This window comes from Sphingobacterium sp. FBM7-1 (assembly GCF_020687765.1).
Classification (GTDB): Bacteria; Bacteroidota; Bacteroidia; order Sphingobacteriales; family Sphingobacteriaceae; genus Sphingobacterium.
Genome location: NZ_JAJEWJ010000001.1, coordinates 720,786 through 745,841 on the forward strand (window position 1 = coordinate 720,786; position 25,056 = coordinate 745,841).

At 39.2% G+C, this 25,056-nt stretch carries 27 protein-coding genes; 13 read left to right on the forward strand and 14 right to left on the reverse strand.

Annotated elements, in window-relative coordinates:
• Positions 1-146 precede the first annotated feature (146 nt).
• The gene (locus LKO28_RS03350) at positions 147-725 is read right to left on the reverse strand and encodes a reverse transcriptase domain-containing protein (RefSeq protein WP_227693285.1); all 579 of its coding nucleotides are present in this window, start codon (positions 723-725) and stop codon (positions 147-149) included.
• A gap of 698 nt (positions 726-1,423) precedes the next feature.
• Between LKO28_RS03350 and LKO28_RS03355 the strand changes: the two genes are divergently transcribed.
• Genes LKO28_RS03355 through LKO28_RS03375 form a run of 5 tightly spaced genes read left to right on the forward strand, consistent with a single transcriptional unit; the run spans position 1,424 to position 4,220 of the window.
• Positions 1,424-1,843, forward strand: coding sequence for a MarR family winged helix-turn-helix transcriptional regulator (locus LKO28_RS03355; protein WP_227693286.1), 420 nt, complete (start codon positions 1,424-1,426; stop codon positions 1,841-1,843).
• A gap of 11 nt (positions 1,844-1,854) precedes the next feature.
• Positions 1,855-2,277 (forward strand): organic hydroperoxide resistance protein, encoded by a 423-nt coding sequence (locus LKO28_RS03360; RefSeq protein WP_227693287.1) that lies wholly within the window; start codon positions 1,855-1,857, stop codon positions 2,275-2,277.
• Between the two features lie 11 nt (positions 2,278-2,288).
• Positions 2,289-2,663: a DUF1304 domain-containing protein gene (locus LKO28_RS03365; RefSeq protein WP_227693288.1), complete on the forward strand. Its 375-nt coding sequence runs from the start codon at positions 2,289-2,291 to the stop codon at positions 2,661-2,663.
• A 12-nt stretch (positions 2,664-2,675) separates the two neighbouring features.
• On the forward strand, positions 2,676-3,575 hold the full coding sequence (locus tag LKO28_RS03370; protein WP_227693289.1) for a 3-hydroxyacyl-CoA dehydrogenase: 900 nt from the start codon (positions 2,676-2,678) through the stop codon (positions 3,573-3,575).
• A 9-nt stretch (positions 3,576-3,584) separates the two neighbouring features.
• Positions 3,585-4,220 carry a nitroreductase family protein gene (locus LKO28_RS03375; protein ID WP_227693290.1) on the forward strand — a complete coding sequence of 212 codons (636 nt, stop codon included), beginning with the start codon at positions 3,585-3,587 and terminating at the stop codon, positions 4,218-4,220.
• A 499-nt stretch (positions 4,221-4,719) separates the two neighbouring features.
• Here LKO28_RS03375 and LKO28_RS15560 read toward each other — a convergent pair whose 3' ends face one another.
• The 6 genes from LKO28_RS15560 to mobA all read right to left on the reverse strand — a co-directional run bounded on the left by LKO28_RS15560 (position 4,720) and on the right by mobA (position 10,396).
• On the reverse strand, positions 4,720-5,598 hold the full coding sequence (locus LKO28_RS15560; protein WP_411028030.1) for a restriction endonuclease subunit S: 879 nt from the start codon (positions 5,596-5,598) through the stop codon (positions 4,720-4,722).
• 138 nt (positions 5,599-5,736) lie between these two features.
• Positions 5,737-6,222, reverse strand: a complete 486-nt coding sequence (locus LKO28_RS03390) for a hypothetical protein (protein WP_227693291.1) — start codon at positions 6,220-6,222, stop codon at positions 5,737-5,739.
• A complete protein-coding gene (locus tag LKO28_RS03395; RefSeq protein WP_227693292.1) occupies positions 6,219-6,965 on the reverse strand; it encodes a DUF3800 domain-containing protein in 747 nt (248 codons plus the stop codon). The genes LKO28_RS03390 and LKO28_RS03395 overlap by 4 nt, the downstream gene beginning before the upstream one ends.
• A gap of 9 nt (positions 6,966-6,974) precedes the next feature.
• Positions 6,975-8,531, reverse strand: a complete 1,557-nt coding sequence (locus LKO28_RS03400; RefSeq protein WP_227693293.1) for a type I restriction-modification system subunit M — start codon at positions 8,529-8,531, stop codon at positions 6,975-6,977.
• Positions 8,532-8,700: 169 nt separating this feature from the next.
• Positions 8,701-9,957 (reverse strand): conjugal transfer protein MobB, encoded by a 1,257-nt coding sequence (gene mobB, locus LKO28_RS03405; RefSeq protein ID WP_227693294.1) that lies wholly within the window; start codon positions 9,955-9,957, stop codon positions 8,701-8,703.
• A gap of 4 nt (positions 9,958-9,961) precedes the next feature.
• Positions 9,962-10,396 (reverse strand): conjugal transfer protein MobA, encoded by a 435-nt coding sequence (mobA, locus tag LKO28_RS03410; RefSeq protein WP_227693295.1) that lies wholly within the window; start codon positions 10,394-10,396, stop codon positions 9,962-9,964.
• 508 nt (positions 10,397-10,904) lie between these two features.
• Between mobA and LKO28_RS03415 the strand changes: the two genes are divergently transcribed.
• The 3 genes from LKO28_RS03415 (at position 10,905) to LKO28_RS03425 (ending at position 12,363) form a co-directional block, all read left to right on the forward strand.
• Positions 10,905-11,360, forward strand: coding sequence for a DUF3408 domain-containing protein (locus tag LKO28_RS03415; protein WP_125020186.1), 456 nt, complete (start codon positions 10,905-10,907; stop codon positions 11,358-11,360).
• Positions 11,361-11,737: 377 nt separating this feature from the next.
• Complete coding sequence (locus LKO28_RS03420) at positions 11,738-12,034, forward strand: helix-turn-helix domain-containing protein (protein WP_031504736.1); 297 nt, start codon at positions 11,738-11,740, stop codon at positions 12,032-12,034.
• Positions 12,035-12,081: 47 nt separating this feature from the next.
• The gene (locus tag LKO28_RS03425; protein ID WP_227693296.1) at positions 12,082-12,363 is read left to right on the forward strand and encodes a helix-turn-helix domain-containing protein; all 282 of its coding nucleotides are present in this window, start codon (positions 12,082-12,084) and stop codon (positions 12,361-12,363) included.
• An 82-nt stretch (positions 12,364-12,445) separates the two neighbouring features.
• Here the strand turns inward: LKO28_RS03425 and LKO28_RS03430 are convergent, their stop codons facing one another.
• Positions 12,446-12,916, reverse strand: a complete 471-nt coding sequence (locus LKO28_RS03430; RefSeq protein WP_227693297.1) for an immunoglobulin-like domain-containing protein — start codon at positions 12,914-12,916, stop codon at positions 12,446-12,448.
• 4 nt (positions 12,917-12,920) lie between these two features.
• Positions 12,921-13,172 (reverse strand): DUF1016 N-terminal domain-containing protein, encoded by a 252-nt coding sequence (locus LKO28_RS03435; protein WP_227693540.1) that lies wholly within the window; start codon positions 13,170-13,172, stop codon positions 12,921-12,923.
• A gap of 137 nt (positions 13,173-13,309) precedes the next feature.
• Here LKO28_RS03435 and LKO28_RS03440 point away from each other — a divergent pair, with 137 nt between their 5' ends.
• Entirely contained in the window at positions 13,310-14,269 is a 960-nt protein-coding gene (locus LKO28_RS03440; RefSeq protein ID WP_227693298.1) for a hypothetical protein, read from the forward strand.
• A gap of 4 nt (positions 14,270-14,273) precedes the next feature.
• Here LKO28_RS03440 and LKO28_RS03445 read toward each other — a convergent pair whose 3' ends face one another.
• From LKO28_RS03445 to LKO28_RS03460, 4 genes are all read right to left on the reverse strand, one after another.
• The gene (locus LKO28_RS03445) at positions 14,274-14,933 is read right to left on the reverse strand and encodes a hypothetical protein (RefSeq protein WP_227693299.1); all 660 of its coding nucleotides are present in this window, start codon (positions 14,931-14,933) and stop codon (positions 14,274-14,276) included.
• 35 nt (positions 14,934-14,968) lie between these two features.
• The gene (locus LKO28_RS03450; protein WP_227586638.1) at positions 14,969-15,982 is read right to left on the reverse strand and encodes an OmpA family protein; all 1,014 of its coding nucleotides are present in this window, start codon (positions 15,980-15,982) and stop codon (positions 14,969-14,971) included.
• A 96-nt stretch (positions 15,983-16,078) separates the two neighbouring features.
• Entirely contained in the window at positions 16,079-17,329 is a 1,251-nt protein-coding gene (locus LKO28_RS03455) for a site-specific integrase (RefSeq protein WP_227693300.1), read from the reverse strand.
• 263 nt (positions 17,330-17,592) lie between these two features.
• Positions 17,593-18,513, reverse strand: coding sequence for a flagellar motor protein MotB (locus tag LKO28_RS03460; RefSeq protein ID WP_227693301.1), 921 nt, complete (start codon positions 18,511-18,513; stop codon positions 17,593-17,595).
• Between the two features lie 364 nt (positions 18,514-18,877).
• Between LKO28_RS03460 and LKO28_RS03465 the strand changes: the two genes are divergently transcribed.
• The 3 genes from LKO28_RS03465 to mreC all read left to right on the forward strand — a co-directional run bounded on the left by LKO28_RS03465 (position 18,878) and on the right by mreC (position 22,547).
• Positions 18,878-20,533: a M1 family metallopeptidase gene (locus LKO28_RS03465; protein ID WP_227693302.1), complete on the forward strand. Its 1,656-nt coding sequence runs from the start codon at positions 18,878-18,880 to the stop codon at positions 20,531-20,533.
• A 57-nt stretch (positions 20,534-20,590) separates the two neighbouring features.
• Positions 20,591-21,613: a rod shape-determining protein gene (locus LKO28_RS03470; RefSeq protein WP_227693303.1), complete on the forward strand. Its 1,023-nt coding sequence runs from the start codon at positions 20,591-20,593 to the stop codon at positions 21,611-21,613.
• 97 nt (positions 21,614-21,710) lie between these two features.
• The gene (mreC, locus tag LKO28_RS03475) at positions 21,711-22,547 is read left to right on the forward strand and encodes a rod shape-determining protein MreC (protein ID WP_227693304.1); all 837 of its coding nucleotides are present in this window, start codon (positions 21,711-21,713) and stop codon (positions 22,545-22,547) included.
• A 192-nt stretch (positions 22,548-22,739) separates the two neighbouring features.
• On the opposite strand, the gene LKO28_RS15425 is transcribed toward mreC, so the two are convergent.
• On the reverse strand, positions 22,740-22,865 hold the full coding sequence (locus tag LKO28_RS15425; protein ID WP_262905975.1) for a hypothetical protein: 126 nt from the start codon (positions 22,863-22,865) through the stop codon (positions 22,740-22,742).
• A gap of 219 nt (positions 22,866-23,084) precedes the next feature.
• Here LKO28_RS15425 and mrdA point away from each other — a divergent pair, with 219 nt between their 5' ends.
• Positions 23,085-25,055 carry a penicillin-binding protein 2 gene (mrdA, locus tag LKO28_RS03480; protein ID WP_227693305.1) on the forward strand — a complete coding sequence of 657 codons (1,971 nt, stop codon included), beginning with the start codon at positions 23,085-23,087 and terminating at the stop codon, positions 25,053-25,055.
• Position 25,056 lies beyond the last annotated feature (1 nt).

The window sequence follows — 25,056 nt, forward strand, 5'->3', positions numbered from 1 at the left end:
TTCCTGCTTATTTCCTTTGTCATCAATTTTGTATTCCGTTCCGTTTTCAATGAGAATACCTTTTGTTTTTCCTGTGTTTTTTTCCTGTCCGTGCTTAATGTCTGTATTGATGGCTTTGCCGTTAAACTCTTTAGTGATGTCATCTTTTACCGTATTCCTTGCGGAACGCCTTTTCTTCTCTTTCGTAGCTTTCCGTTGATTTTAATAGATGCTCTGAGCCATTTGCGTATGAGTTGCATGGTAGCTTTGCATTTCACTTTTTGATAGATTAAATTCAGTAATAAACAGTGGTCAACTTCATCAAAGAAGTTTTTCAGGTCAATATCCACAATGTGGTTTAATCCTGAATGGATGTAATCCCGAGATTGTCCAACGGCTTGTCGGGCATTCTTGTGAGGTCTAAATCCATAGCTGTAATTACTAAATTCGGGCTCAAAAAGTGGTGCAATAGTTTGTGCTAAGGCTTGTTGCAACACACGTTCTGTAGTGGTGGGAACACCCAATAATCGAGTTTTCCCATTTCCTTTCGGAATTTCAATACCTAAAATGGGTTGTACTTGGTAGTTGCCTTGTTTGATTGCTTCAATCAGTTGTAGTTTCTTTTCAGAAAACACCTTGCGGAGCTCTCTTATAGAAACACCATCAACACCCGCACTGCCTTTATTGGCAATCACGTGTTCCAATGCTCTTTGAAGATTAAACGGTTGTACTACTCTTGTTATCATTTTAGTTGTTTTTAACCTGTTTTCGTTAAGTAGGGCTACTATGTGTTCCGTTACCTATTGAAAACCTCTTTACGTTCAGTCCTTCCTTGTTTGTGAGACCTATGCAGTTTCTATTTGCAACTCGTTTAACCTCAAGTACTATGACCTCTGCTGACTTCTTGGCTTGATTAACTCGTAACCACCAAGACCTCCCCTGGTAAATGCTTTTTCCTTCCGTCTATCGCCGGTACATCTACATAACAATAATCTGATTTAATAGCATGTTCAGAACACTGTTTTGGACTTCGTATTGCTGTGGATACTCATCCTTATTGCTATGCCTCTTATGTACTTTCTGTTCGTCGGTACAGACTTTTGCAGTCCTGCTTCCTTCAGTGCATACCTCACGATAAACCACCTTGCAGCTTGCTAACGATTCGGGGTTTCAATCCGCTCGTAAGGGATTTGCACCCTCTGGAAAAATAACACCTCGAAAACTTGGTTCGTAAAACTAAATTTGTATTTTTGAACTATTTGAAAAGCTTTCGGGGTGTGTCCTGCATATGCAGGGCACACACAGCAGTTTTGCAAAAAAGCGGGTGAAGTGGTTAATTGAACATTCTAGGTTTATTCCCTGCAATGTAATTCTATTGTCTATTTTTTACTATTAAATTGTGTGAAATTTAATTTGGCATTATACTTGTATATGTACATGTATCATGGATCAGTTGAAATTACATAATCAGGTTTGTTTTCCGGTGTATACACTGGCTAAGGAAATAGTGAATAGGTATCGCCCGTTTTTGCAGGATTTAGACCTTACCTATCCTCAATATCTTGTCATGCTGGTGCTCTGGGAAAAGGATGGGCAGACGGTCTCCCAGATTGGCGAAAAGCTGAATCTTGACAGTGGTACCTTAACTCCTTTATTAAAGAGACTGGAACAGAAGAAGATTATCGCTCGTTCCAGAAGTGAAAAAGATGAAAGGACTGTTATTATTTCGTTGACTGCCAGTGGAGAATCATTAAAAGATAAGGCGCAAAATGTCCCTTCGCAGCTGGTTGGTTCACTGTCCATTTCTGTTGATGAGCTGCAGAAGCTGAGGAGAATAATTGATCAAATATTGTCAAATATATAAATACAAGTAATATGAAAGCATTATATAGTATTTCAGCTACCGCAAAGGGTGGGAGAGAAGGTCACGTAAAAAGTGATAACAGTATTATTGATTTGGATGTCAGGCATCCCAGAGCGCTGGGAGGTGCCAATGATGATTATGCCAATCCGGAGATGTTGTTTGCAGCCGGATACGCTGCTTGTTTTGATAGCGCATTGAACCGTGTTATCAAACTGTCAAAAATACAGGCTGGTGAAACAAAAGTGACGGCTAGAATAGGGATCGGGCAAATAGAAGGCGGAGGTTTCGGTCTCGAAGCCGAGTTACACGCCAATATCCCGGGGGTCAGTATCGTTGAGGCGCAGCAGCTCGTCCAAAAGGCACACCAGGTCTGCCCTTATTCGAATGCTACCCGTGGTAATATCGAGGTCAAATTATCTGTATCAAACGATTAATTCTATTGATTATGGAAATTTTAGCCATTGTATTTACAGTGATTGTAGCCATCGAACATATCTATATCCTATGGATCGAAATGTTTGCATGGGAGACCGCCGGAAAGAAAACATTTAAAGGAGCATTGCCCGAAGGGCTATTTACACAGACAAAAGGATTGGCAGCCAACCAGGGGCTATACAATGGATTTTTGGCTGCAGGGCTAATATGGTCCTTCCTTATTGACGATCCGGTATGGAGCTTTAATGTACGTGTTTTTTTCTTGGGGTGTGTTATCGTAGCTGCATTATATGGCGGGATTAGATCTTCCAAAAGCATTATCTTGAAGCAAGGGCTGCCTGCTATCTTGGCGATGGTCTTTGTGTTGTTGAGTAAATATTTATAAAAAGTAAGAGAAATGATAAGTTTTAAAAATGTGACAGTAGCAGGTAGTGGTGTGTTAGGCTACCAGATTGCTTTTCAGACAGCATTTCATGGTTTCGAAGTGACTGTATATGATATCAATGATGAGGCGTTGTCCAAAGCCAAAGCAAAATTCAAGATACTGAGTGAGGCGTTTATCAACGATCTCCATGTGACCCAGGAACAGTTGGATGCCGCTTTTCAGCGGCTGCGGTATTCTTCAGATCTGGCCACAGCCGTCAAAGATGCAGACTTGGTCATTGAAGCAGTCCCTGAAAACCCAGAGATTAAAATCGATTTTTATCAAAAGCTAGCCACTTTGGCTCCACAGAAAACAATTTTTGCGACCAATTCGTCTACGATGCTGCCTAGCCAGTTTGCTACATATACAGGGCGTCCTTCACAGTTTGTCGCATTGCATTTTGCGAATGAAATATGGAAGCACAATACAGGTGAAGTGATGAAACATGCGGATACTTCGGACGATACATTCCAAGCTGTTTTGGAGTTTGCCAAACAGATCGGCATGGTTGCATTGCCTATTTATAAAGAGCAGCCGGGATACATTGTCAATTCGCTGTTGGTCCCATTATTAAGTGCAGGTATGGATCTTTGGATCAGGGACATTGCCGACATCGAGACCATAGACAAGACCTGGATGGTAGCCACAGGAGCACCGTTAGGACCTTTTGGTATTTTGGATGTCGTTGGTATTACCACCGCTTATAATATCAATAAGATGGCTGCAGATAAAACGCAAGATCCTGTAAAATTAAAGATTGTTGAAACCCTGAAATCTGAGTTTATCGACAAGGGAAGATTAGGCGTGGCGACAGGTAAAGGATTCTATACGTATCCGAACCCCAGTTATAGAAATGAGGATTTTTTAAAGTAATTAGTATATATGATGTCATTATTAGAGAATTTACAGTGGAGACATGCCGTTAAGGCGTATGATCCGACAAAGAAAGTTAGCCAGGAAAATATAGATAAAATTGTTGAAGCGGCCCGGTTAGCGCCTACCTCATCCGGCCTGCAGCCTTTCAAAGTAATAGTAGTAGAGGATCAGGAAATTAAGAATAAGCTTGCCGCAGGTGCCTTGAACCCGGATTGTATGCGCGACGCTTCACATATTTTGATTTTTGCAGCCTGGGATAGATATACCGCAGATCGGATAGATAAAGTGTACGATTTCACCACAGATGAGAGAGGTTTGCCACGGGGAAGGTTTGCATCTTACACCGACAAGTTAAAAGCTATTTACCTGGACCAGCCTGCAGCGTTAAACTTTGCCCATACGGCTAGGCAGACCTATATTGCGCTGGGACTAGCGTTGGCTCAGGCGGCAGAGCTCCGCATAGATACCACTCCTGCAGAAGGTTTCAGTAATGAAACCATTGACCAGGTGCTCGAGTTGGACAAGCATGGCCTGAAAAGTGTTTCTCTGCTATATGTGGGCTATGCAGATCCTGAAAGAGACTGGCTGAGTACTATGAAAAAGGTACGCGTACCTAAAGAAGAGTTTGTCCTGCACTTTTAGTCAAAGGATAGTCTCAACTATTTGGAATTAATGCAAGTGCAATCAATCCTTACCTCCTGTTAGAGTTACTTTAGCGCATGACTCTGTATGATCTGCAAAATGCTCGGGTAATTATGGGGCTGTATCTCTTTACATAAAATGTGCTGATACTAAGCCGTATCGTTAGAGATTTATTTGGTCGCTCCTTAACAAACCCTCATTTTCAGTTTTTCGTTAAATTTATTCCAATTGAAAACAAGGGTGAATAGGTTTGAAAAATAGAAAAAGATTTTCTCTTTCAGAATCTCCATCATTTTCTTCATGTTCCAAGCCGTTGCGGAAAGGAATGCATTGATTTGTGGACCTGTTTCTCCCAAGAAATAGTTCTGAGCCAGTCTGTAGATTCTGGTGAATGTGACCACCTGATTCTGGTTTAAAGTGACCAGTGTAAATGAGGTCCAAAACAGGGTCAAAAAGTTTTAACTAAAGTACAAAAATTATGGTGTTATTATTTCGTTTTTTATTTTTTTTCAGTGGTTGCATTTTTCTTTCGAAGTGATTCACCTTTAAGATCTATTCGCATAGAGTTGTGTACCATTCTATCGAGTATTGCATCTGCTATGGTTTGTTCCCCAATAACATCATGCCACGCACTTACTGGAAGTTGGGAAGCAATAATGGTTGAGCGTTTTCCGTGACGATCTTCGATAATTTCCATAAAAAAATCGCGTTTATGACTGTCTATATAGTTTTCATTGTTTTCATTTTTAAATCTCAATTGACGTGAGAATAATTTCTTACTAATCGTATTCTTTAATAACTTCAGCTCCTCAATTATTTTGTTTTGGGTTTGGATTCTTTCGTCTAACAGTGAAAGGAATGAAGAAATCTTTTCCTGTTCTTGGATTGAAGGAGAACTAAATTTTGTTGATTTCAGAATATTATTATACAACCGTTGAATTGTTCCACCTTCCGTATTGTATTTCACTATTTGTAGAATATAATACAAAAATTCATTTGTGATATTTTTATTATCATTATCAATCCAAACAATATTAGAATCTTGAAAGTAAGCATCGTTTCCATCATAGACAACTGTTCTCCCGATTGTTCCTGCCGCTGAAATTAAAATATCTCCCTTTTTCGGAAATGGGAATCGTGTTTTATAATCTGTATATAAATCTTGAGATATAAATGCATCAGCCTCTTTACCAAAGGAGCCTATTTTAAAAAATGGAATTTCCCCTACAGTAGTAGTTTCATCATTGAAAATTCTTTTACACATCTTCACATCTCCAATCTCTCCCAATTTCCTCTCTTCCCACTCTCCCTCAAACTCTGGAAATCTCAAATTTGGGAACTTAGCTACATTTTTATTATCTTTTTGTATCTTGGTCATAGTATTATCTTCTTATTCAGCATTAGGGATTTAATCTATTTGCTTTTTTGTTTTTATTTTGTACCTTTGCATCAGCTCAGTAACCATTTCTTTATTGGATGTAAGTGTTAAAGGAGTATAAGAAGCCGTTTAGTTCCGCTAAGCGGTTTTGGCTTTTATATATGTTTCGTATTCTTTTAACAACTTCTTTTTTCGGTGTTCTGTTTCAATATAGTAAGCTGTTATGAACATATAATATTCTCCTCTGTCGGTTAAAATCACAATATAATTTTCAGACTCATTGAACAAAACAGTACGTTCATCTTTTCCTCTTACATTTTTCCAGATGAGAATTTCTTCGTGTTCAAAGTTTTCTATAACAAACTTTGGAAAACGTATGCGCTCCATTCTTCTAAAATCAGGTTGCCTATTAGCTTCGTCTTCTCCTTCGTGCGTAATGTGATAAAATGTACGATGCATTCCGTCCACTTCCGGATATTTTCTCACGGATACTTTTATACCTTCATAAATAGGTTGTGATTTGATAAAATCGTTATGGAAAACCGAATAAACAGCATCAAAATAGGCGGAAAAAACTCCACCATATTCGCCAAAAGGTATCAATGCAGGAAACACTAAACTCATACAAAATATGGTTTTTGTGGTTCCCAAATAAAAACATTGAATTTTCGCTCTTTCAATAAAGTAGATTTTGTTAAAGAATATTTAGAGCGATGTTTAATGAGATTGATTAATTCATTTTTAGCTTTACTATCTGATAATCCTCTATTTACATAAGCAGTAGCACCTACTAATAAATCTGCTAATTGCAAAATTTCTACTTCGTGAGATCTTACCTGTTGTACTTTTTTTATAATTTCTTTAGAATAGTCGTATTTGTCATTCCTTAAAACTTGTTCCAGTTTGTGAACTTTTTCTTTACTTCTGGTATCTTTAATATCTATGTAGATATGATGAGAGTTTTCAGGATTCAAGATAGCTTTCAACATTCCAAAATACATTTTATAGTAAAATGTATCGTGTGTATGATTGAACTTTTCATAATCTATTGCAGATTTATTAGAAACTACAAGCACCCGAAACTGCAAGTCATCATCATCAAAAAAATAATTGATTACATCTTTGTAATACTCGATTTTTGATTTTGAAACTTTGTTCCATTTTAGTTCATAGTAGGTGCGATTTTCATTATCATTCTTTTTATTTTTAGGAATAAGGTTGTGTTTGAGTTTAAAACTATACAATCTTTCAAAAATTTCTTCCTTCTTTTCAATCGGACAATAAACAGCCCCGATAACCATAACAGGCTCTTTGTCATTCTGTAAATGACAACTTTCATCGCAATATATATTGATTGTTGGCTTCATTATAAAAAATTAAAAAACAAGTCCCAATTCTTTGAAATACACATCAATTTCTTTGTCCAATTCCGCTCGCTTGGCTTCCAAAGATTTAATTTCCTGCATTACAACTTGGATATCGATTTCTTCTTCAGCTTCGAAAGTATCTACATAACGAGGTATATTAAGATTATAGTCATTTTCTGCAACTTCTTGTAAAGTAGCCAAATGACTGTATTTCTCAATTTCGGTTCTATTACGATAAGTTTCCACAATCTTATTGATATGCTCTTCACGTAACATATTTTGGTTCTTAACTTTCTCGAATTCTTTACTTGCATCAATAAATAGGATATGGTCAGGATCTTCCTTACATTTCTTAAACACCAAAATACAAGTCGGAATACCAGTTCCGTAAAAAATATTGGCAGGTAAACCAATTACAGCATCTAAATAATTTTTCTGTTCAATAAGATATTTTCGAATATGTAATTCTGCCGAACCTCTAAACAAGACACCGTGTGGCAATACAATAGCCATTGTTCCGTTTTCAGCAAGATGATGAATCATGTGTTGTACAAAGGCAAAATCTGCTTTGCTTGCAGGGGCTAATTTACCGTATTGACTAAAACGTTCGTTACTAAGATGCAGAGGATTAGCGCTCCAGTTGGCTGAAAATGGTGGATTTGCTACAATGGCTTCTGCTAACAAACCTTCGTGTTGAGGATGTTCTAAAGTGTCTTCCTGTTTGATATCAAATTTCAGATAATGTACGCCGTGCAATATCATATTCATTCGGGCAAGATTGTACGTTGTCCGATTCATTTCTTGTCCATAGAAATTATTGACATCTTTTACTTCTCTTGCTACACGCAGTAATAATGAACCTGAACCACAGGTTGGGTCATATACCGATTTTAAACGGTTTTTACCAGTCGTAACGATCTTTGCGAGAATTTTAGATACTTCCTGAGGGGTGTAGAATTCCCCCGCTTTTTTTCCTGCACCACTGGCAAACTGACCAATCAAGTATTCATATGCATCACCTAATACATCTAATTCAGTATGTTCCAGTTTGAAATCAATTTCATCAAGATGTACAAGTACTTTTACAATAATAGCATTCCTAGCTTCGGCAGATTTACCCAATTTAGTACTGTTTAGATCCATATCTTCAAACAGGTTATCAAAGTCTTCTTCACTTTGTGTTCCCATTGTACTTAATTGGATATTAGTCAGTATTTTTTGTAAATCTTCTAAGATAAATGTGTTCGTGTCGCTATTACCTCGTTTAGCTATTTCACTGAATAATTCAGAGGGTTTTAGAAAATATCCTAATGTTTCAAGAGCTTCTTCTCTAATAGCTTCGATGTATTCTAAGCCTTCGGCTGTGTTTTCATCAATATTTCTGAATTGGATTTTATCTTCTTCCAAAATGGAGTTCGCATAAATTTCCATTTTTTCAGCCAAATATTTATAAAAAATAAATCCCAAAATATAATCTCGGAATTCATCAGCATTCATTTTTCCACGCAGTGTATTGGCTATATTCCAGAGCTGTTGCTCTAATATTTTCTTCTGTTCTTCTGACATTGAAATAAGCGTTATTTGATTAGGGATTTATTATCCTTAAGAATCTACTAAAATAGTAATCTTTTAGATTCTAAACATTATGCTTGCTATAAAAATGATGGATATTTAAATTGGTAAACTTACTTTAGATTTTTTTTAAAAATTTCTTTATTGACAATGATGTCGTCTGTTATAACTTTCTGCCTTTCTTTTTCTTCATCCGTTTGGCAAACTGTCCTTCCTCGTAGTCCTCACCCTGTGCTTGGGGCAACAGGCTAAACAATCCCAAATCGGAGCTGTGCAAATGTTCATGCGAGATAAACTCGAAAAGGTCTTTTGTCGGTTGGTGGTCTAATGTGTCCGTATTGGAAACAGGACTTTCCGGTACTTTCAGTTCGGGTTTATTTCCGTTGTTCCACCAATTGTTAAACATATTTGCCGACAGACTTCTATCTAATTGTGAACCGTTCCAAATGCTTCGGCTTTCGTGGTCGATAAACGTGATACCGTAAATCCGTCCGCTTTCGTTTCTGCGGACAACCGTATTGATACCCTGCTCAATAAGTTGCTTTTTAAAATCTGTTTCATTGCTTGTGGTATGTATGGCAAGCTCCACCGTATTTTTCAGAACAGTTACTGGATTAGTTTTCATTTTCTCTTTTGACTGTTCAAAATGTTTTTGAAGCTGTGCAACACCTGCATCTTTTCCGAAAAGTGATGCTTTAAAAGGATTACTTATCTTGTTTCCATTCTCATCCAATGCGACATAAACCAATCCATTTACAGGTTGACCATTACGCTCGCCCTTAACTTCTTCCGCTGTGATGTTGAAAAGTGATAGCAAAGCATTGTAACTCCCCATAGTAGAAAAACTATAATACTTTGGCAGATGCCGTACCACCGAAGCAATCTGACTTTTGATGTCACCATTTTTATGATTTACAGGTTTGAAAACTTTATTGACTTGTTTTTGCTCTTGTTCAGTTGCCTTTTGCATATTATATTTCTGTTCTAAATCCCGACAAATAGCCATTGAGCGTGGATGGTCGTAATCATCGGGGATTTTCTTTCCGTCAATGCCTACGCAGGTCGAAACAATGTGTATATGCGTTCGGTCAATGTCTGTATGTTTGAAAACGATATAGGGTTGATTGCCATAGCCCATACGTTCCATATATTCCTTTGCCATTTCCGCAAATTGCTCATTACTGACTTTATCCGACGGATCTGGGTTCAGCGATATATGCCGTACTGTCTTTTCCGTTTTGATGTTTGCCGACAGATACGGCTCGAAGCATTTATTAAAATACGCTACGGAATACCTGCCGTCCACCGTGTCGGGTATCTTGTTGAGCAATAAAACCGCTCCATTTTCCTTGTCAACTTTCTGTTGATTGTACAAAATCGCTCCGTACATATTGCTTCCCTTTCCGATTTTTGCAATCATAACTTTACTCTTTTTTCAAATACTTCTCTTCAAATTCCTGTGTCAAACGGATGACTTCTTTTGTGACTTGTACCAATTCAATTGTTTCTTTTTCCAATTTAAACAGGTATGTTCCTGCTTTTTTCTCCGAAAAATTGCGGTACAATATCTTCACAACCTGATTGTAATTTGTTCCTATTGCTCTGAATTGGCTAAAAAATCTTGTCAACTTTTCATGATATTCTATTGCATCCATATCAATTTTAACGGTCTTAACCGTCTTCTGAAAGATACAGGCTGTGATAAAATGAGCAATTGCTTTCATTTCTGACTGGTCAAAAAGGGCAAGAAATTTAGCATTATCTTCTGTATTCAGGTTGATGGAGTACCGATGTACCGCAGGATCAATCTTTGGTTTTCTTCCTGTTTTTCTAATCTGTTTTCTGTTTTTCTCTTCCATAATAATCCATTTTTATTTTTTTATAAACGTGCGACTTCGGAGCCGTTTCCAGCCCCCTGCAAGGGCAAGTGCTTTTGAGGTGCCGAAATTCATTTCGAGGACCTCAAGAGATAACTTGCTCTGAACAGGAGTTCAGAAAAATCCGTTTTGCAAACGGATTGGAGTTAGCCGAAAAAACCGACCGCTTTCGTTTACAAAGTTCGTTAATACTGTCTGAATAACAGCTGTTTACAAACATGACAATGAACGCCAAATAGTGCCACTGACTGCCACGTTTATGCGGATTGGAATCGCTTTTTTTTCCTTTGCTGTGGTTAGTTGGCTGATTGGTTACAGAGTTAGTCAATGGGTTAAATAGATTGTCTGCAATCCATTGGCTTTTTAGCGAATGAAACAGTTAATTGAAAATATGTAAGTATATAAATAGCTAAACAAATGCAATGATATATAGAGCTGACTGTTCAGCTAACTAAACAGCTAATCAGAAACAACATTAAAAACAATAGATATGATACACGAAGACGACAAAAAACAGCAATCCGAAGTGCAGGATTTTTCTTTAGAAAATTTTATTGGCTATGAAAAGAAACAACCTGTACAGGAACAACAGGCAGTAACGAATCGGGACAACTTTACCACAGACGAAAAAACTGCCGAAACAGAAACGGAACATATAAAACCGTCGGCAAGTAACACTAAAAAAACGACTTCAAAGCCAAAGAAACTGACGAAAGAGGATTATTGCGGCCAGTTCTTTAAAATCCCGAACACAACGGCAAGTAAAGGCAAATCCGTCTATGTACGGCAGGAACACCACGAAACATTTAACAGGCTTACAAATAGTATGGGTATCGACAAGCTGACGATTTATGCGTATCTGGACAATATTATCGAATACCACTTTCAGGAGTTCGGGGAATTGATTAGCGAAATCTATGACGAGAAGCACAAGCCGTTGTTCTGACTGCGGTGCGGTGTCGGGTGGTAGTGCGTTTCTCCCTCTTAAAATTATTTTCCAAAACAAAAAAACAGAAAAAAAGAAAGCCATTCAATCAAGGCGGACAAGCGGAAAAACCAAAAGGAAACGGAATAAGTCCCGAAGGGTGGCAGGGCAACACAAAATATTCGGCGAAGCCACCTTTTTTGCCCTGCCATTATGCCGTAGTCTTTTGGTTGGGCGGTGCGATGGCTGTCCGCCTTATCTTTGCTACCTTTTTGTTCTTTTTTGGGTACATTTTAAATATACAATTTAGCCTGTGAACGCCAAATGCTACCTCTGACTGCAACATTGGAAAGTTCTGTATAAGTACCTTATATTTTTGAAGTCTAAATTGATTAGGTATGGAAATAACAGTTTTAGACATTCAAATTTTGAAAGCATTGCATAGGGAAGTTAAGGAAGTTTCCAATTTGATAGCGGAAATGACTACACCCTACAAAGCACTGCAACAGGCAACTAAATGGCTCGATCAACAGGAAGCCTGCCAATTGCTCAACATCAGCAAAAGAACGTTGCAGACGTATAGGGCAAAAGGCATTCTTGGAGCAACGCAAATCAATCGGAAAACCTATTTCAGGTTATCCGAAGTGGAGTTACTTATGCAGGGAGAGCGACCATTAAAAAAGCAAAAGAAATGAACCCTGAAAGGCTCCATCTGACCATTAAAAAACAAATAAAAGAATAGATGAAACAGATTGGAAATTCAAACGAGGATATGCTTGCCCTGCTCGAAGCTGTGGTAGGCATCAAAAACGAACTGCTGTATATCAGAGAACATTTCCACCCTTTATTGCAAGGAGAGATTTACCTTTCGGGCGAACAGGTTTGTGAGAAGCTACACATTAGCAAACGGACGTTGCAACAGTACAGGGATGACGGACTGATACCTTTTATCAAACTTGAACGGAAAATTCTTTTCCGTGAAAGTGATATTGTAAAAGTATTGGAAGATAACTATCAGCGTTAGCCGATTGTCTGAAACTGTAACCGTATCAGTCAATTAAAGAAACAGCCCGCTGCTTAAAGCGGTGGGCTGTGATATTTATATTCTACTTAATCTCAAACTCTCCGTAAACATTATGAGTTTCCCTTGTCGTTTGATAGTCGGAATTCAGATAATACTTTACAATTCTGTATTTTCCTGTCTTATAATTGATTTGGTCTTTATATAATTTCTTGTCAAAAATTTCACTATTGGTTGGTTTTAATCGCCAGCCAAGGTCTTCGAAAACTATGTCCTTTGGCGATACTTCTTTCCACACGTTGTTCTGATAGTTTTCAATCTGATAATGTACCCCCGTTGTAATCGTATCATTGGTATTATTGGTTATAGTTACTTTTATAGCATCAGGGATTTCAGAAAGTTTAAAAATCTCTGGCTCAATCGATAATGATACGGTTTTATCCACCATATCGTTTACTTGTTCTTTAGTAGTGGATTGTTCCTCATTGTTTTTTTTAGGTTGATTGCAACTTAATAAAAGTGTCGTCGAAATTATAAGTAGGATAAGTTGTTTCATTATTCTATTTTTGATTGATACTGCTCATACAAAAGTACAGAAAAGCCAACGGAAAAAACATTGACGTTTCTGCAATGTCAAACTCTCTTTTATCTTGACTATTAGTGCTTAAAAGTAACTTGTATTGGATCCAACTCAATTGTGCATACAGTGCGTGCACATTCTCAAATGTATAGTAAAACTGTTTATAAAGGTCTATTTGTCTTGTGGAAAAACAACTTCCTACCTCGGGTTGTAGTTGTTGTAGGTTGAAAATGTACTTTTTAAAGTGAAATTGGTATCTTTTTTGTTGTGGTTATATGATTAATAATCAAAGTTTTAATTGGTAATATACTTTTAGTCCTTACCACACCACTATAAAAAAGAGTAGTTAATAACGATTTATACTTTACCATGAAAAGAAGTTATTTTGTTTACGTCATTCAGGTCAGTCTCATTTCAATATTATTTCTGTCCTGTTCCAAAAACGATGATAAGGGCGATGGAGTCAGCCTAACCCTGACTGGTCATATTTACCATCAATACACCTCCGATGTAATGAAAATTGATATGCGAACGGGGCAGGAAACAAGCTTTTTTTCCTATAGTGCCTATAGTACGGTGGGCTGGGATTTGAGCAGAGATGGAAAACTCCGTATTGTCTCCACGAGGGAGCCAGGGACATATGACCGTAATCTCTTTACCATTGTCAACACGGCAAATGATCAAATTATCAAATCATTTGAGTACGTTCCACGCAACGGGAACAGCACCAGAAATACGGGTAAAATTTCTTTTGACAACTCGATGATTCTGGTCGCTCCAGATGCTGCTAATGGGATAGCCATTATGGATATGGATGGTGATATCAAATATGAGATGACCGGAATCGGAGATGAACCCTTCTCAACAAGCGACGATGCGTATTGGTTGCCTGATAATAATATTTTGGTTCGCTTTCAGAACAAGCTTCTAAGATCTGCCCCACCTTATAATAACCTGACGTTGGTGAAAGAGATGAATTACGAAAAATGGGGAAATGTAAGGATAAGCAACAATGGACAGAAAATCAGCATGTATATCAATAAGCATATCTTTTTGATGGATGCTAACGGAAGTAACCTTGTGCAGGTTACCGATAGTAATGGAGACGAAGCATTCGGTGAATTTTCTCCTGATGATAAATTTTTACTGGTCGGCTCGGATTATTTCCATGCACCAGCATCCGGGAACAGCCATTGGTTCCTGAAGGTTATCCCCGCAGACGGCAAAAAATACAATATGGATTCCGACCAGGAAGTTATTTCCGTAATACCGACCGGAGAAACATCGATTGTTCGGGCAAATGGGACAACAGTATGGCGACAACAATAGTTTTTTAATTGGACACAGGTTCGACCAAAGCCAACATAGCTGACACCGCATCTTGACTGTTCATCGGTTCTGGAGCGATTGCTTCATGTTCCGGATTTGAAGCGGGGCCAAAAGTTCCGGACAATGCAATCACTTGGTTGTCCTGATTATTGATATGGGCAAGCCTAATGTACAGCTCGTACCGCCAATCCCCTTTTTCATTATTCTTGTAACGCAGGGCAAATACGTTCTCATAAGGCGCTTTCCCTAATCTTCCATCAGCAACTTCCTCCATATCGGAGAACATTACCAATATCTCATCCTTTGTATCTTTTCCCATTCCAGTCTGTGCCTTGATGGAACACCAACCATATACATAATCATTAATGTCTTTTTTAAAATTGACTGTATAATAATAGATATGCGGTATTACGGGATAATTTCCTTCATTTGTGAAATTACCTTCTACCTGTATCTCGTATCCCTGCATATGCTCTCCAAGCAAGTTTGCAACTTGATTAGCTGTAACAAGATGTTTCAACCGAACGCCCGAACCTGATGTTTCTGTTGGCTCTTTATCGTCATTCGTACTACAAGCACACAGTAGAATGCTTCCTGTAAGTACCACTAACGAAAATGACAAAACCAATAGCTTGTTAAGTCTGGTAAAGATTGTTGGTATCATAGTATATTTCCTGCTTTCAACATTCATAATATTTATCAAAGTTTTACAAGTTCTACTCTTCTGTTTTTGGCTTTGTTTTCCTCCGAATCATTGGCAAGCAAGGGTTTTTCTGCTCCAAATCCTTTAGCGGTCAAACGGGATTTATCTATCCCTGCGGTGATTAAAAATTGCATAACAGCGTTTGCTCTATTGTCGGAAAGTTTTTTATTATGTGCCGCATCACCGGTATTATCGGTATGCCCTTCGATAGCAATTTTTAAAGAAGCGTCCTGTTGCAATGCTTTCGCGATTTGGTCTACTACTTCTTTTCCATCAGGCTTAATGTCGGATTTATCTATGTCAAAATTGATATAAAGAATCGATTTACCTTTCTCGTTTAAGTCTTTTACAATATCGTCTGACGTGATTTTCTTTATGGTTTGCTTAAAAGCCTTTTCCTGTACAATTTGTATGGAAGTACTGCTCCCTCCACCTTTTTCCATAGCAATATAAACATTCCCATCATTTCTTCTGATCACATACATTGCAACTACCTCGTTCCAAACATCCAAGCTACCATTGCTTCCTGCATAGGTGGCAAGTTCCTTATATTTGTCTTTCTGTTCCTTTGTTAAGTTCCCTTCAAAAACCTTTAATCCTCCAGCATTTAAAATCGCATCCTCAAAACTTTTATTTAAATATCTCCCGCTTATTTCAACATCGCTATCCCTGTCTTTGTGAACGTGGGATCTAAAAGTTTTTCCTTCAACTTCATAGATACTGTCAGGCGTAACGAATACGATAAAATCAAAATCCTTTACTTTTGGTTTGTTGATGTATTTAGCACCTTCGGGAGCGGTGAAAAATGGGAAATCTCCAATGGCTTCTGTGGAAATCGGTATAGTATTAATATCAAATTTAGTATCTTTTGAAGTAAGGCTCTCCTCACCACTACTCTCTGTTGTCACATCAATGGTTTCTTGTTTGCTCGTTTGCTTTTCTTCATTTTTATTGTTATTACATGCGAACAATAATTGAGCTACTAAGAATGCTAAAAAAGTCTTTTTCATAATCAATTCAATGTTATAAATATTACCAAGTAGCTAAAATACAAAAAAAAGTCAATGCAAAAACTGCATTAACTTTCTTTAATCGCTTTATTGGTTTCATAATTGCGAAACAAAAGAGCGTTCCATACCCTTAAATTTATGCGATACCTTTTGCATATCCTTACCAACTTTCTCGTTGAGTATCTTTGCATAAATCTGTGTTGTGGCAATGTTTTTATGCCCTAACATTTTGCTCAAACTCTCCAACGGAACGCCCTCGCTTAAAAAAAGGGTAGCAAAGGTATGTCGTGCCAAATGAAAGGTTACTTTCTTTTCTTTCAGGCAGTCGATTTGTTCGGATATTGCACTTAATCTATCGTTGCAGTAGCTGTTAGACGGAACAGGAAAAACCTTGCCGTCCTTTGATAGTCCTGTATACTTTTCGATAATCATTTTTGGAATATCCAACAGCATCACGTTTGACGATGTAGCTGTCTTTTTTCTGCGTACAATAATCCACTGGTTACCGTCAAAAAACTCCTGAATATTGCTGTTTTTAAGTCCTTTCATATCCGAATAGGAAAGACCTGTAAAGCAACTGAAAACAAACAGGTCTTTTACCAACTCGTCTTTCTTTTTCTCGCACTTGAACGTTACAAGCTGTTCCAACTCATACCGCAACAAATAACCTCTGTCTTTATCCTTTTTAGTATTTTTATACTCGCAGAACGGATTAAAGGCAAGATGCTTTCTGCTCATTGCCAAACGACAAAGCGTGTTAAATCCAATCATATACAGCCAAATCGTGTTGTGTGTCAAACTCTGGTCGTCACGCAAGTAGTAATCAAAGTCCTGCACAAAATCAGGTGTAAGGTCATTAAAGGACACATCCGAATAACCGTATTTTGTAAGTGCAAAATTCCGAAGATGTTTTAAAAGTGTTTTGTACTTACTGCATGTGCCATTTACCCGAAGTCCACTGTTTACCTTTTTTTCATAGTCGGACAGGAACTGTTCATAGAATTTGAAAAAGGTAAGCTCTCCGCTTTCCATACCAAGAAAAGCATTTTTAAGCTTAGCACTGTTTACCGTTCCCTCGTTTTTCAGTATTTTAGAATAGCATTCCTCGATACCCGAACGAATTTTATCAAGTTTGCTGTTTGTGTCCTGGGCTTCTCGGCTTTTACCTAAAACCCTGCCATACTTCAAATCCCAATTTGTTGCGGAAATATCCAGTTTTGTACTGAATGCAGACTGGTTACCGTTTACGGTAACCCTGCACATAACCGTAACTTTTCCGTTTTTCTTCGGGGCGTTCTTTTTAAGGTAGAAAAGCACCTTAAACGTTGATTTTTTTGTCGTTTCCATACTCACAATTCTTAATGATAAAATTAAACTTATGTGAGCCACGGAACAATATGAAAAATTGCGCAAAAAGCTGAAATACAGCATTTTGAAGCAATTATTTCCGATATTTAAAAGTAACGTTTTAGTAACCTTACTTTTGCCAATCGTTGCTTTTTCCTGCTTTTTACCTCATTACCAAAAAGTCGTAAAACGGCTGTAAAGCCTTTATTTACAACCGTTTTTCCTGTTTTCAATCTTTGATGTATATTTACTGAAAATTTATTTTAAAATACTGGCGTATTTTCTTGTTGGTCCGGAGTCTCTGCAGGCACTTCAGCGTCCGTACCGGTAGTCTCTGGCGCTTTATCAATCAGCTCCATAAACTGATCTAGTTTCGGTGTAATGATAATTTGTGTACGACGGTTTCTAGCTTTTCCGTCAGGAGTTGTATTATCAGCGACAGGATTATACTCCCCACGTCCTCCAGCTGTCAAACGTTTGGGTTCAACACCATATTGGTTCTGTAATGCTTGCACAACAGATGAAGCACGCAATACACTTAAATCCCAATTGTTTCGAATATTTTTCTGTGAAATTGGATCGGTATCTGTATTACCTTCAATTAGCACATCGTATTCTCTGTAATCTTGGATGATCTTCGCGATTTTACTAAGTGTCTCTCCGGCCCTTTCAGAGATCTCATAGCTACCTGATCTATATAGCATATTGTCCGATAATGATATATATACCACACCTTTCAACACTTTCACGTCCACATCGCGCAACTCTTCGCGACTTAAAGAACGCGTCAGGTTATTGGTCAAGACCAGATTAAGTGAATCGCTTTTGTTTTTGGTGTTCACCAGATGCTGGATATATCTATTCGATGCATTAATTTCATCAACCAACTTCGAGATATTCACATTTCCCTGCGTATTTTGGTTTATACTCATATCCAACGTTCCTTGCAAACGCTGTAATGCTTCACGTAAGGAGGCATTGTTTTTACGCTCCATAGCCAATTGCTCTTCTAAATTTTTAACGTTCGTCCGACTTTCTGCCAGTTGCATCTGGCTTTGTTGATAACGTTCGGTCAAATCCTGGTGCTGCATTTGCAATGCGGCATATCTTTTCTTCCCGCCACAACTCGCAAGGAATAAACCAGAAATCAGCACAGCCATGATGATTATTCTTCTATGTATCATAAGTTGACATTTTGTTTCTTAATATCAAACCTTGCAAAAGTAATGCCTAAAAAACGTTGAAACGGTGACGTTCTCCTAAAATTCATACCCGATACCGATTGTATAGGCACGATTCCGTTGCTCATACGCGGCTTGATCAGGAGCTACATCCGTCAACCCTCTCTGGCATCCTATATTTATCAAATATCCGCCAACAACGTCTTCAGGAAATGGAAGTACCGATTTCCCCGTTGACGCCGACAAGTATTTCAGATCCTCCAGCGAAAAGTATCCTTATCGATGCTTTTTCAAGCGCTTGGCAACGTCGGCAAAATCCCTATCTTTGAGGAATACAAATTCCTTCTTATCATTGACGAGACTAAACATGCGATACGCTTTACTTTTTCTACTATATATTATCGCCAGTGATGGAGCTAACGCACAGCTGATGAAAGCGAAAGAAATATTCAGTAAGGCCGATTCCCTGCGAGGCACGCTGACCCCTTTCCGAACCTGCTACGATATAAAATATTACCACCTCGACGTTAAGGTAGACATAGACAATCGCTTTATATCGGGCAGCAATCTCTTTAAATTTGAATCCGTTGAAGATTTCACAAGGCTACAATTTGATCTTTTTGACAATCTTTCGGTAGACCGCATCTTGTACCAAGGTCAGGATCTACCCTTCGAACGATCTTACCATGCCGTATTCGTAGAATTTCCAAATACGATTCCAAAAGGAAAAATTGACTCTTTCAAAGTTCATTATTCGGGAAACCCGATTGCGGCGACTCGCGCTCCCTGGGATGGTGGTTTCGATTGGAAAATGGATAGCAAAGGAAAGCCCTGGGTAGCGACCGCGTGCCAGGGTTTAGGCGCGAGCGTATGGTGGCCGAACAAAGATCACCAATCCGACGAGGTAGACAGCATGCTCATTTCGGTCGCTGTTCCGAAGGATGTTATGAATGTTTCTAATGGCCGACTGATAAAAACAGAAATAGTAGATCAAGATTACACCAAATATCATTGGAAAGTCCATAATCCTATCAACAATTACAACGTAGCATTGAATATTGGCGATTATACCCATGTTAAAGAAATCTATTCGGGGGAAAAAGGTCCACTTTCGATTGATTATTATGTCTTAAAAGAAAACAAAGATAAAATCAGCCATTTACAACGAAATGCTAAAGAGACACTGGAGGCGTTTGAGCATTGGTTTGGCCCATATCCGTTCTACGAGGATGGTTATAAACTTATCGAAACCGCACATTTAGGCATGGAGCACCAAAGCGGCATTGCATACGGAAACAAGTTTATTAACGGTTATCTTGGCCGGGATAATTCAGGCAGCGGATGGGGATTAAAATGGGATTTCATCGTTGTTCATGAATCGGGGCATGAATGGTTCGGAAACAACATCACGTCGAAAGATTTAGCCGACATGTGGATACACGAAAGTTTCACCAATTATTCGGAGGCGCTCTTTATCGATTACCACTATGGAAAAGCAGCGGGGCAAGCCTATATCTGGGGTAACCGTCAAGGTATTTTAAACGATGCACCCCTTCAGGGTCCCTATGGCGTAAACAAAGAAGGATCAGGAGACATGTACGTCAAAGGTGGGGTGCTACACAACATGATCCGTACCATCATCGACGATGATGAAACTTGGCGTTCTATCCTACGCGGCCTGAACAACGATTTTTACCATCAAACTGTCGATTATCAAGATATTTTAACGTATCTAAATAAAAAATCGGGCATCGATTTCACGAAAGTTTTTGAACAGTATATCCAGCACGCTAGTATCCCAGTACTGGAAATCGTACAGCGGGATAATGGGCGGGTATTTTGCAGATGGATCGCCGAAACACCCGACTTTAAAATGCCTATACATATTGGAGCAAAGGGCCAGACCAAAATACGTTATGACGTCGGGGATACCTACCAACCTTTACCCCTAAAATTGAACAGTATAGATGAAGTCGAAGTGGATACATTTAATTATTATATAGGGGTGATAGAGTATAGATAAAACCATTTTTTTTATTTAGGTTTGCATTTCAATTAAGGACAAGACAATATACACTGCATGGGGTTATTTAACTGGTTTACGCAAGAAGTTGCTATCGATTTAGGGACAGCAAACACCCTAATTATACACAATGACAAAGTAGTGGTGGACGAACCTTCCATCGTTGCTTTTGATCGCACAACCAACAAGGTGATTGCGATCGGAAGGCAGGCGATGCAAATGGAGGGTAAGACACACGACAATATAAAAACGGTAAGGCCATTACGCGATGGCGTTATCGCCGATTTTACCGCTGCGGAACACCTAATCCGCGGGATGGTGAAGTTGGTAAACAAGGGTAAATCCTGGTTTTTTCCGTCGCTGCGGATGGTGGTTTGTATTCCATCAGGCATTACCGAAGTAGAAAAACGTGCTGTTCGTGACTCGGCAGAAATTGCTGGGGCTAAAGAAGTCTATTTAATTCATGAGCCGATGGCCGCAGCGGTTGGTATAGGTATCGATGTAGAAGAACCGGTGGGTAACATGATTATCGATATCGGTGGTGGTACCACAGAAATTGCGGTTATAGCACTTTCTGGAATCGTCTGTGATCAATCAATCCGTGTAGCGGGAGATAATTTTGATTCGGATATCGTGCAGTATATCCGTCGTCAACACAACATCATGATTGGAGACCGTACGGCAGAGAAAATCAAAATCGAAGTCGGCGCGGCCCTTCCGGAGCTTTCCGATCCGCCAGCTGATTTTGCTGTGCAAGGAAGAGATCTAATGACGGGTATTCCGAAGCAAATAACCGTATCGTATACGGAGATAGCGCATTGTTTAGATAAATCCATTTCGAAAATCGAAGAAGCGATATTAAAAGCTTTAGAAATAACGCCACCCGAACTCTCTGCTGACATATACCAAACTGGTATATACTTGACAGGCGGAGGCGCGTTGTTACGCGGTTTAGACAGGCGTATCCAAGCGAAAACGAAACTTCCAGTCCATGTTGCTGAGGATCCTTTACGTGCCGTTGTACGTGGCACAGGCATCGCATTGAAAAATATCGGAAGATTTAAATTTTTAATGCAGTAAAGAAATTATCGTGCAGTATACATACACGCGATATAGACGAGAATCTCGTTTATATCGCGTATTTGTTGAAAGTGCCAAATAATAGAAACAAAAACACATGAGAAACCTGTGGTTATTTCTGATTCGATATAATGCTATCTTCTGGTTTATTCTCTTCTTTGTTTTTTCCATTATTTTAGTTGTCCGTCACAACAACTTTCAACGCTCGTCTTTTATCAGCTCATCCAATGTCGTTATCGGCTCCTACTACAAACAGGTGAATTCCTGGAAGAGTTACCTTTCTTTGAATGAAACCAACGCGGAATTAGCTGCGGAAAACGGGCTTCTGCGGCAGCAGATCCAGCACCTTCTTCAAGCCGACACAGCGGCAGATACGGTATATATGATTGACTCTATTGAACAGGGTCGGTACGCATTTATTGTTGCGAACGTTGCTAACAACAGTGTTCATCAAAAAAGCAACTACCTCACACTTGACAAAGGCGCGAAAGATGGAATCGAAAAAGGTATGGGAGTAATCACTTCCAACGGTGTAGTAGGCATCGTACTCCAAACATCCGAGCATTTCAGTTCTGTGCAGTCTCTGCTACATCCTGATACACGGATTTCTGTCACATTAGATAGCTCAGAAGTCATTGGTTCACTGGTATGGGGAAGCAGCATTGATCCACGCTACGGTGTGGTGAGAGATATTCCAAACCACGTCGAGGTACTGAAAGGCGAAAAAGTATACACCTCTGGTTTTTCATTGTTTCCCGCAGGGATTCAAGTAGGAAAAATAGTGGAAACAGGTTTAGCCTCTGGAGAGAGCTTTTTAGATTTAAAGATCGAATTATCGACTAATTTCAGTAATCTCCACCACGTGTATGTAGTAAAAGATTTATTAGTGGAAGAGAAAGAACGTTTAGAAACTGATAGCCAAGATAATGGGTAGTGTAATATTAACAAATATTGTACGGTTTATCGTGATGGTTCTGCTACAAGTTGTCTTGTTTAAGAACATAGGCTACTATAATGTTGCAACAACCTACCCATATATTTTCTTTATTTTCCTTTTACCGATAGGATTACCCAATCTATTGCTTTTTTTTATTTCGTTTTTAACTGGGTTAACCATCGACGCATTCTACGACTCCGTTGGCGTACATGCAGCTGCCTGCGTAGCATTGGCGTTATTTCGGATATTCTTCCATAAGATAACGCTCGAAGTCGAATTGAAAGAATCTTTTAACACACCATCTTTGGGTATCATGGGAAGTAAATGGTTTTTATCCTACGTGTTTTTGGGCACCTTTATACACCATTTCTTTCTTTTCCTAATAGAAGCTTTTACGTTTTCCAATTTTCTGTATACAGCGGCAAGTAGCATTTTAAGTAGTATATTTACAACTTGCGTCATTCTATTGATAAGTTTGCTGGTTTACAAAAGGAAGTCGCGTATAAGTAATATTTAAAAAGGACTTTATTGTTCATGAATAGTTTTTTTGCCCGTAAATTCGTTATACAAGGAATTTTCATCGCGATAGCGATTGTTATCATAGCTCGTTTATTTTACATTCAAATAATTGACAAATCTTACTTATTATCAGCCAATAACAATGTTTTACGTAAAGTTGTCGTATATCCAGCTAGAGGTGTGGTGTACGACCGAAATGGCAAAGTTCTAGTCCAAAATGAGCCGGTCTACGATTTATTGGTAACCCCTATCGAGGCAAAAGAAATTGACACGGCACTACTTTGCCAGCTGATTGATATTGACAGCGAAGGCTTCCAAACGAGGATGCATAAAGCCCGCGCTCATTCTCCCTACCGTCCCTCGATATTCGAAAAGCAGTTATCTGCTTCAACCTACGCTCAGCTACAGGAGCACCTCTATAAATTTCGAGGGTTCTATGTTCAAAATCGGACCGTCAGGAGTTATCCAGACAGTATTGCACCACAATTATTAGGCTACATACAAGAGGTTAATGACAACGACATCGAACGGTCTGAGGGTTTTTACCGTCCGGGAGACTATATTGGAGCAAGTGGAATAGAACGTTCTTACGAGGAACTTCTGCGGGGACAGCGAGGTGTCAAAAACCAAATGGTAGATGCGCTTAACCGACCGAAGGGTTCATTTATGGATGGAAAATATGACACGCTCGCGGTAGCCGGTGACGGATTGGTTTCCACGATTGATCTTGAACTACAATTGCTGGCAGAAAAATTAATGAAAAACAAAATGGGTTCTGTAGTTGCCATCGAACCTGCCACGGGCGAAATATTAACGTTTGTCAGTGCGCCATCCTATGATCCAAATATGATGGTGGGGAGACAGCGGGGAAATAATTATATGAAACTCCTGCACGACGAGACGCGCCCGATGTTTATCCGCCCAATTCAAGCTTCCTATCCCCCAGGATCAGTATTTAAGGTAGTCGCTGCACTGACCGCACAGCAAGCCGGTGTTATCAATGAAAACACCATCTTCCATTGTCCGGGGGGGTATCGATACGGCGGCGGACGTGCCATTATGCGTTGTACACACGTAGACGGGGCTACGAGCTTGGTAAAGTCTATACAAACCTCTTGTAATACATATTACGGATACACTTACGCACGGATGATAGACTCCCGTGGCATGCCGGCACCCCAAGCATATGACCTCTGGCGTGAAGCATTGGGGAAATTCGGTCTGGGCCGGACATTGGGCATAGATCTCCCTGGCGAAAAACCGGGTTTAATACCTACCTCTGATTTTTACACGAAGCGATACGGCAATGATAAATGGCGATCTGGCTTCAATATCTCGCTGTCTATAGGACAAGGCGAAATGGGTATCACGCCGCTACAGATGGCGAATATCATGGCTATCGTAGCTAACCGCGGCTTTTATTATCGACCGCACCTCGTGAAAGCGATTGGTGAAAAGGGTATTGTAAAAGATGAATTTAAAGAAAAAATTAGCGCTGGTGTAGATGCTAAATACTACGAACCTGTTATTGAGGGGATGAGCCGCGCGGTGAATGTCCCGGGTGGAACGGGATATCGGGTACGCGTTCCCGACGTTGAAATGTGCGGCAAAACGGGAACCGTACAAAACCCACATGGCGAAAATCACGCGGTATTCTTCGCTTTCGCACCACGTGAAAACCCTAAGATAGCCATTGCCGTATTTGTAGAAAACGCAGGATACGGGGGGACCTGGGCTGGACCGATGGTCAACATGCTGGTAGAAAAGTACCTTAAAGACACCATTTCTCTGCCACAATATATACAAGACCGGGTTTTTAATGCCAATTTTCTTCCTACTCCCAAGGAAACAAAGGTGGAAGAAGTAAATAAAAATACGACGAATAATAATTCGACGAAACAATCCAACCCATCGAAAAAGCTTGTCGCAGAACCTCGGCGAGATCTTTACGTACACCACAGTCAGCTAAGAAAGGGACACCAATAAC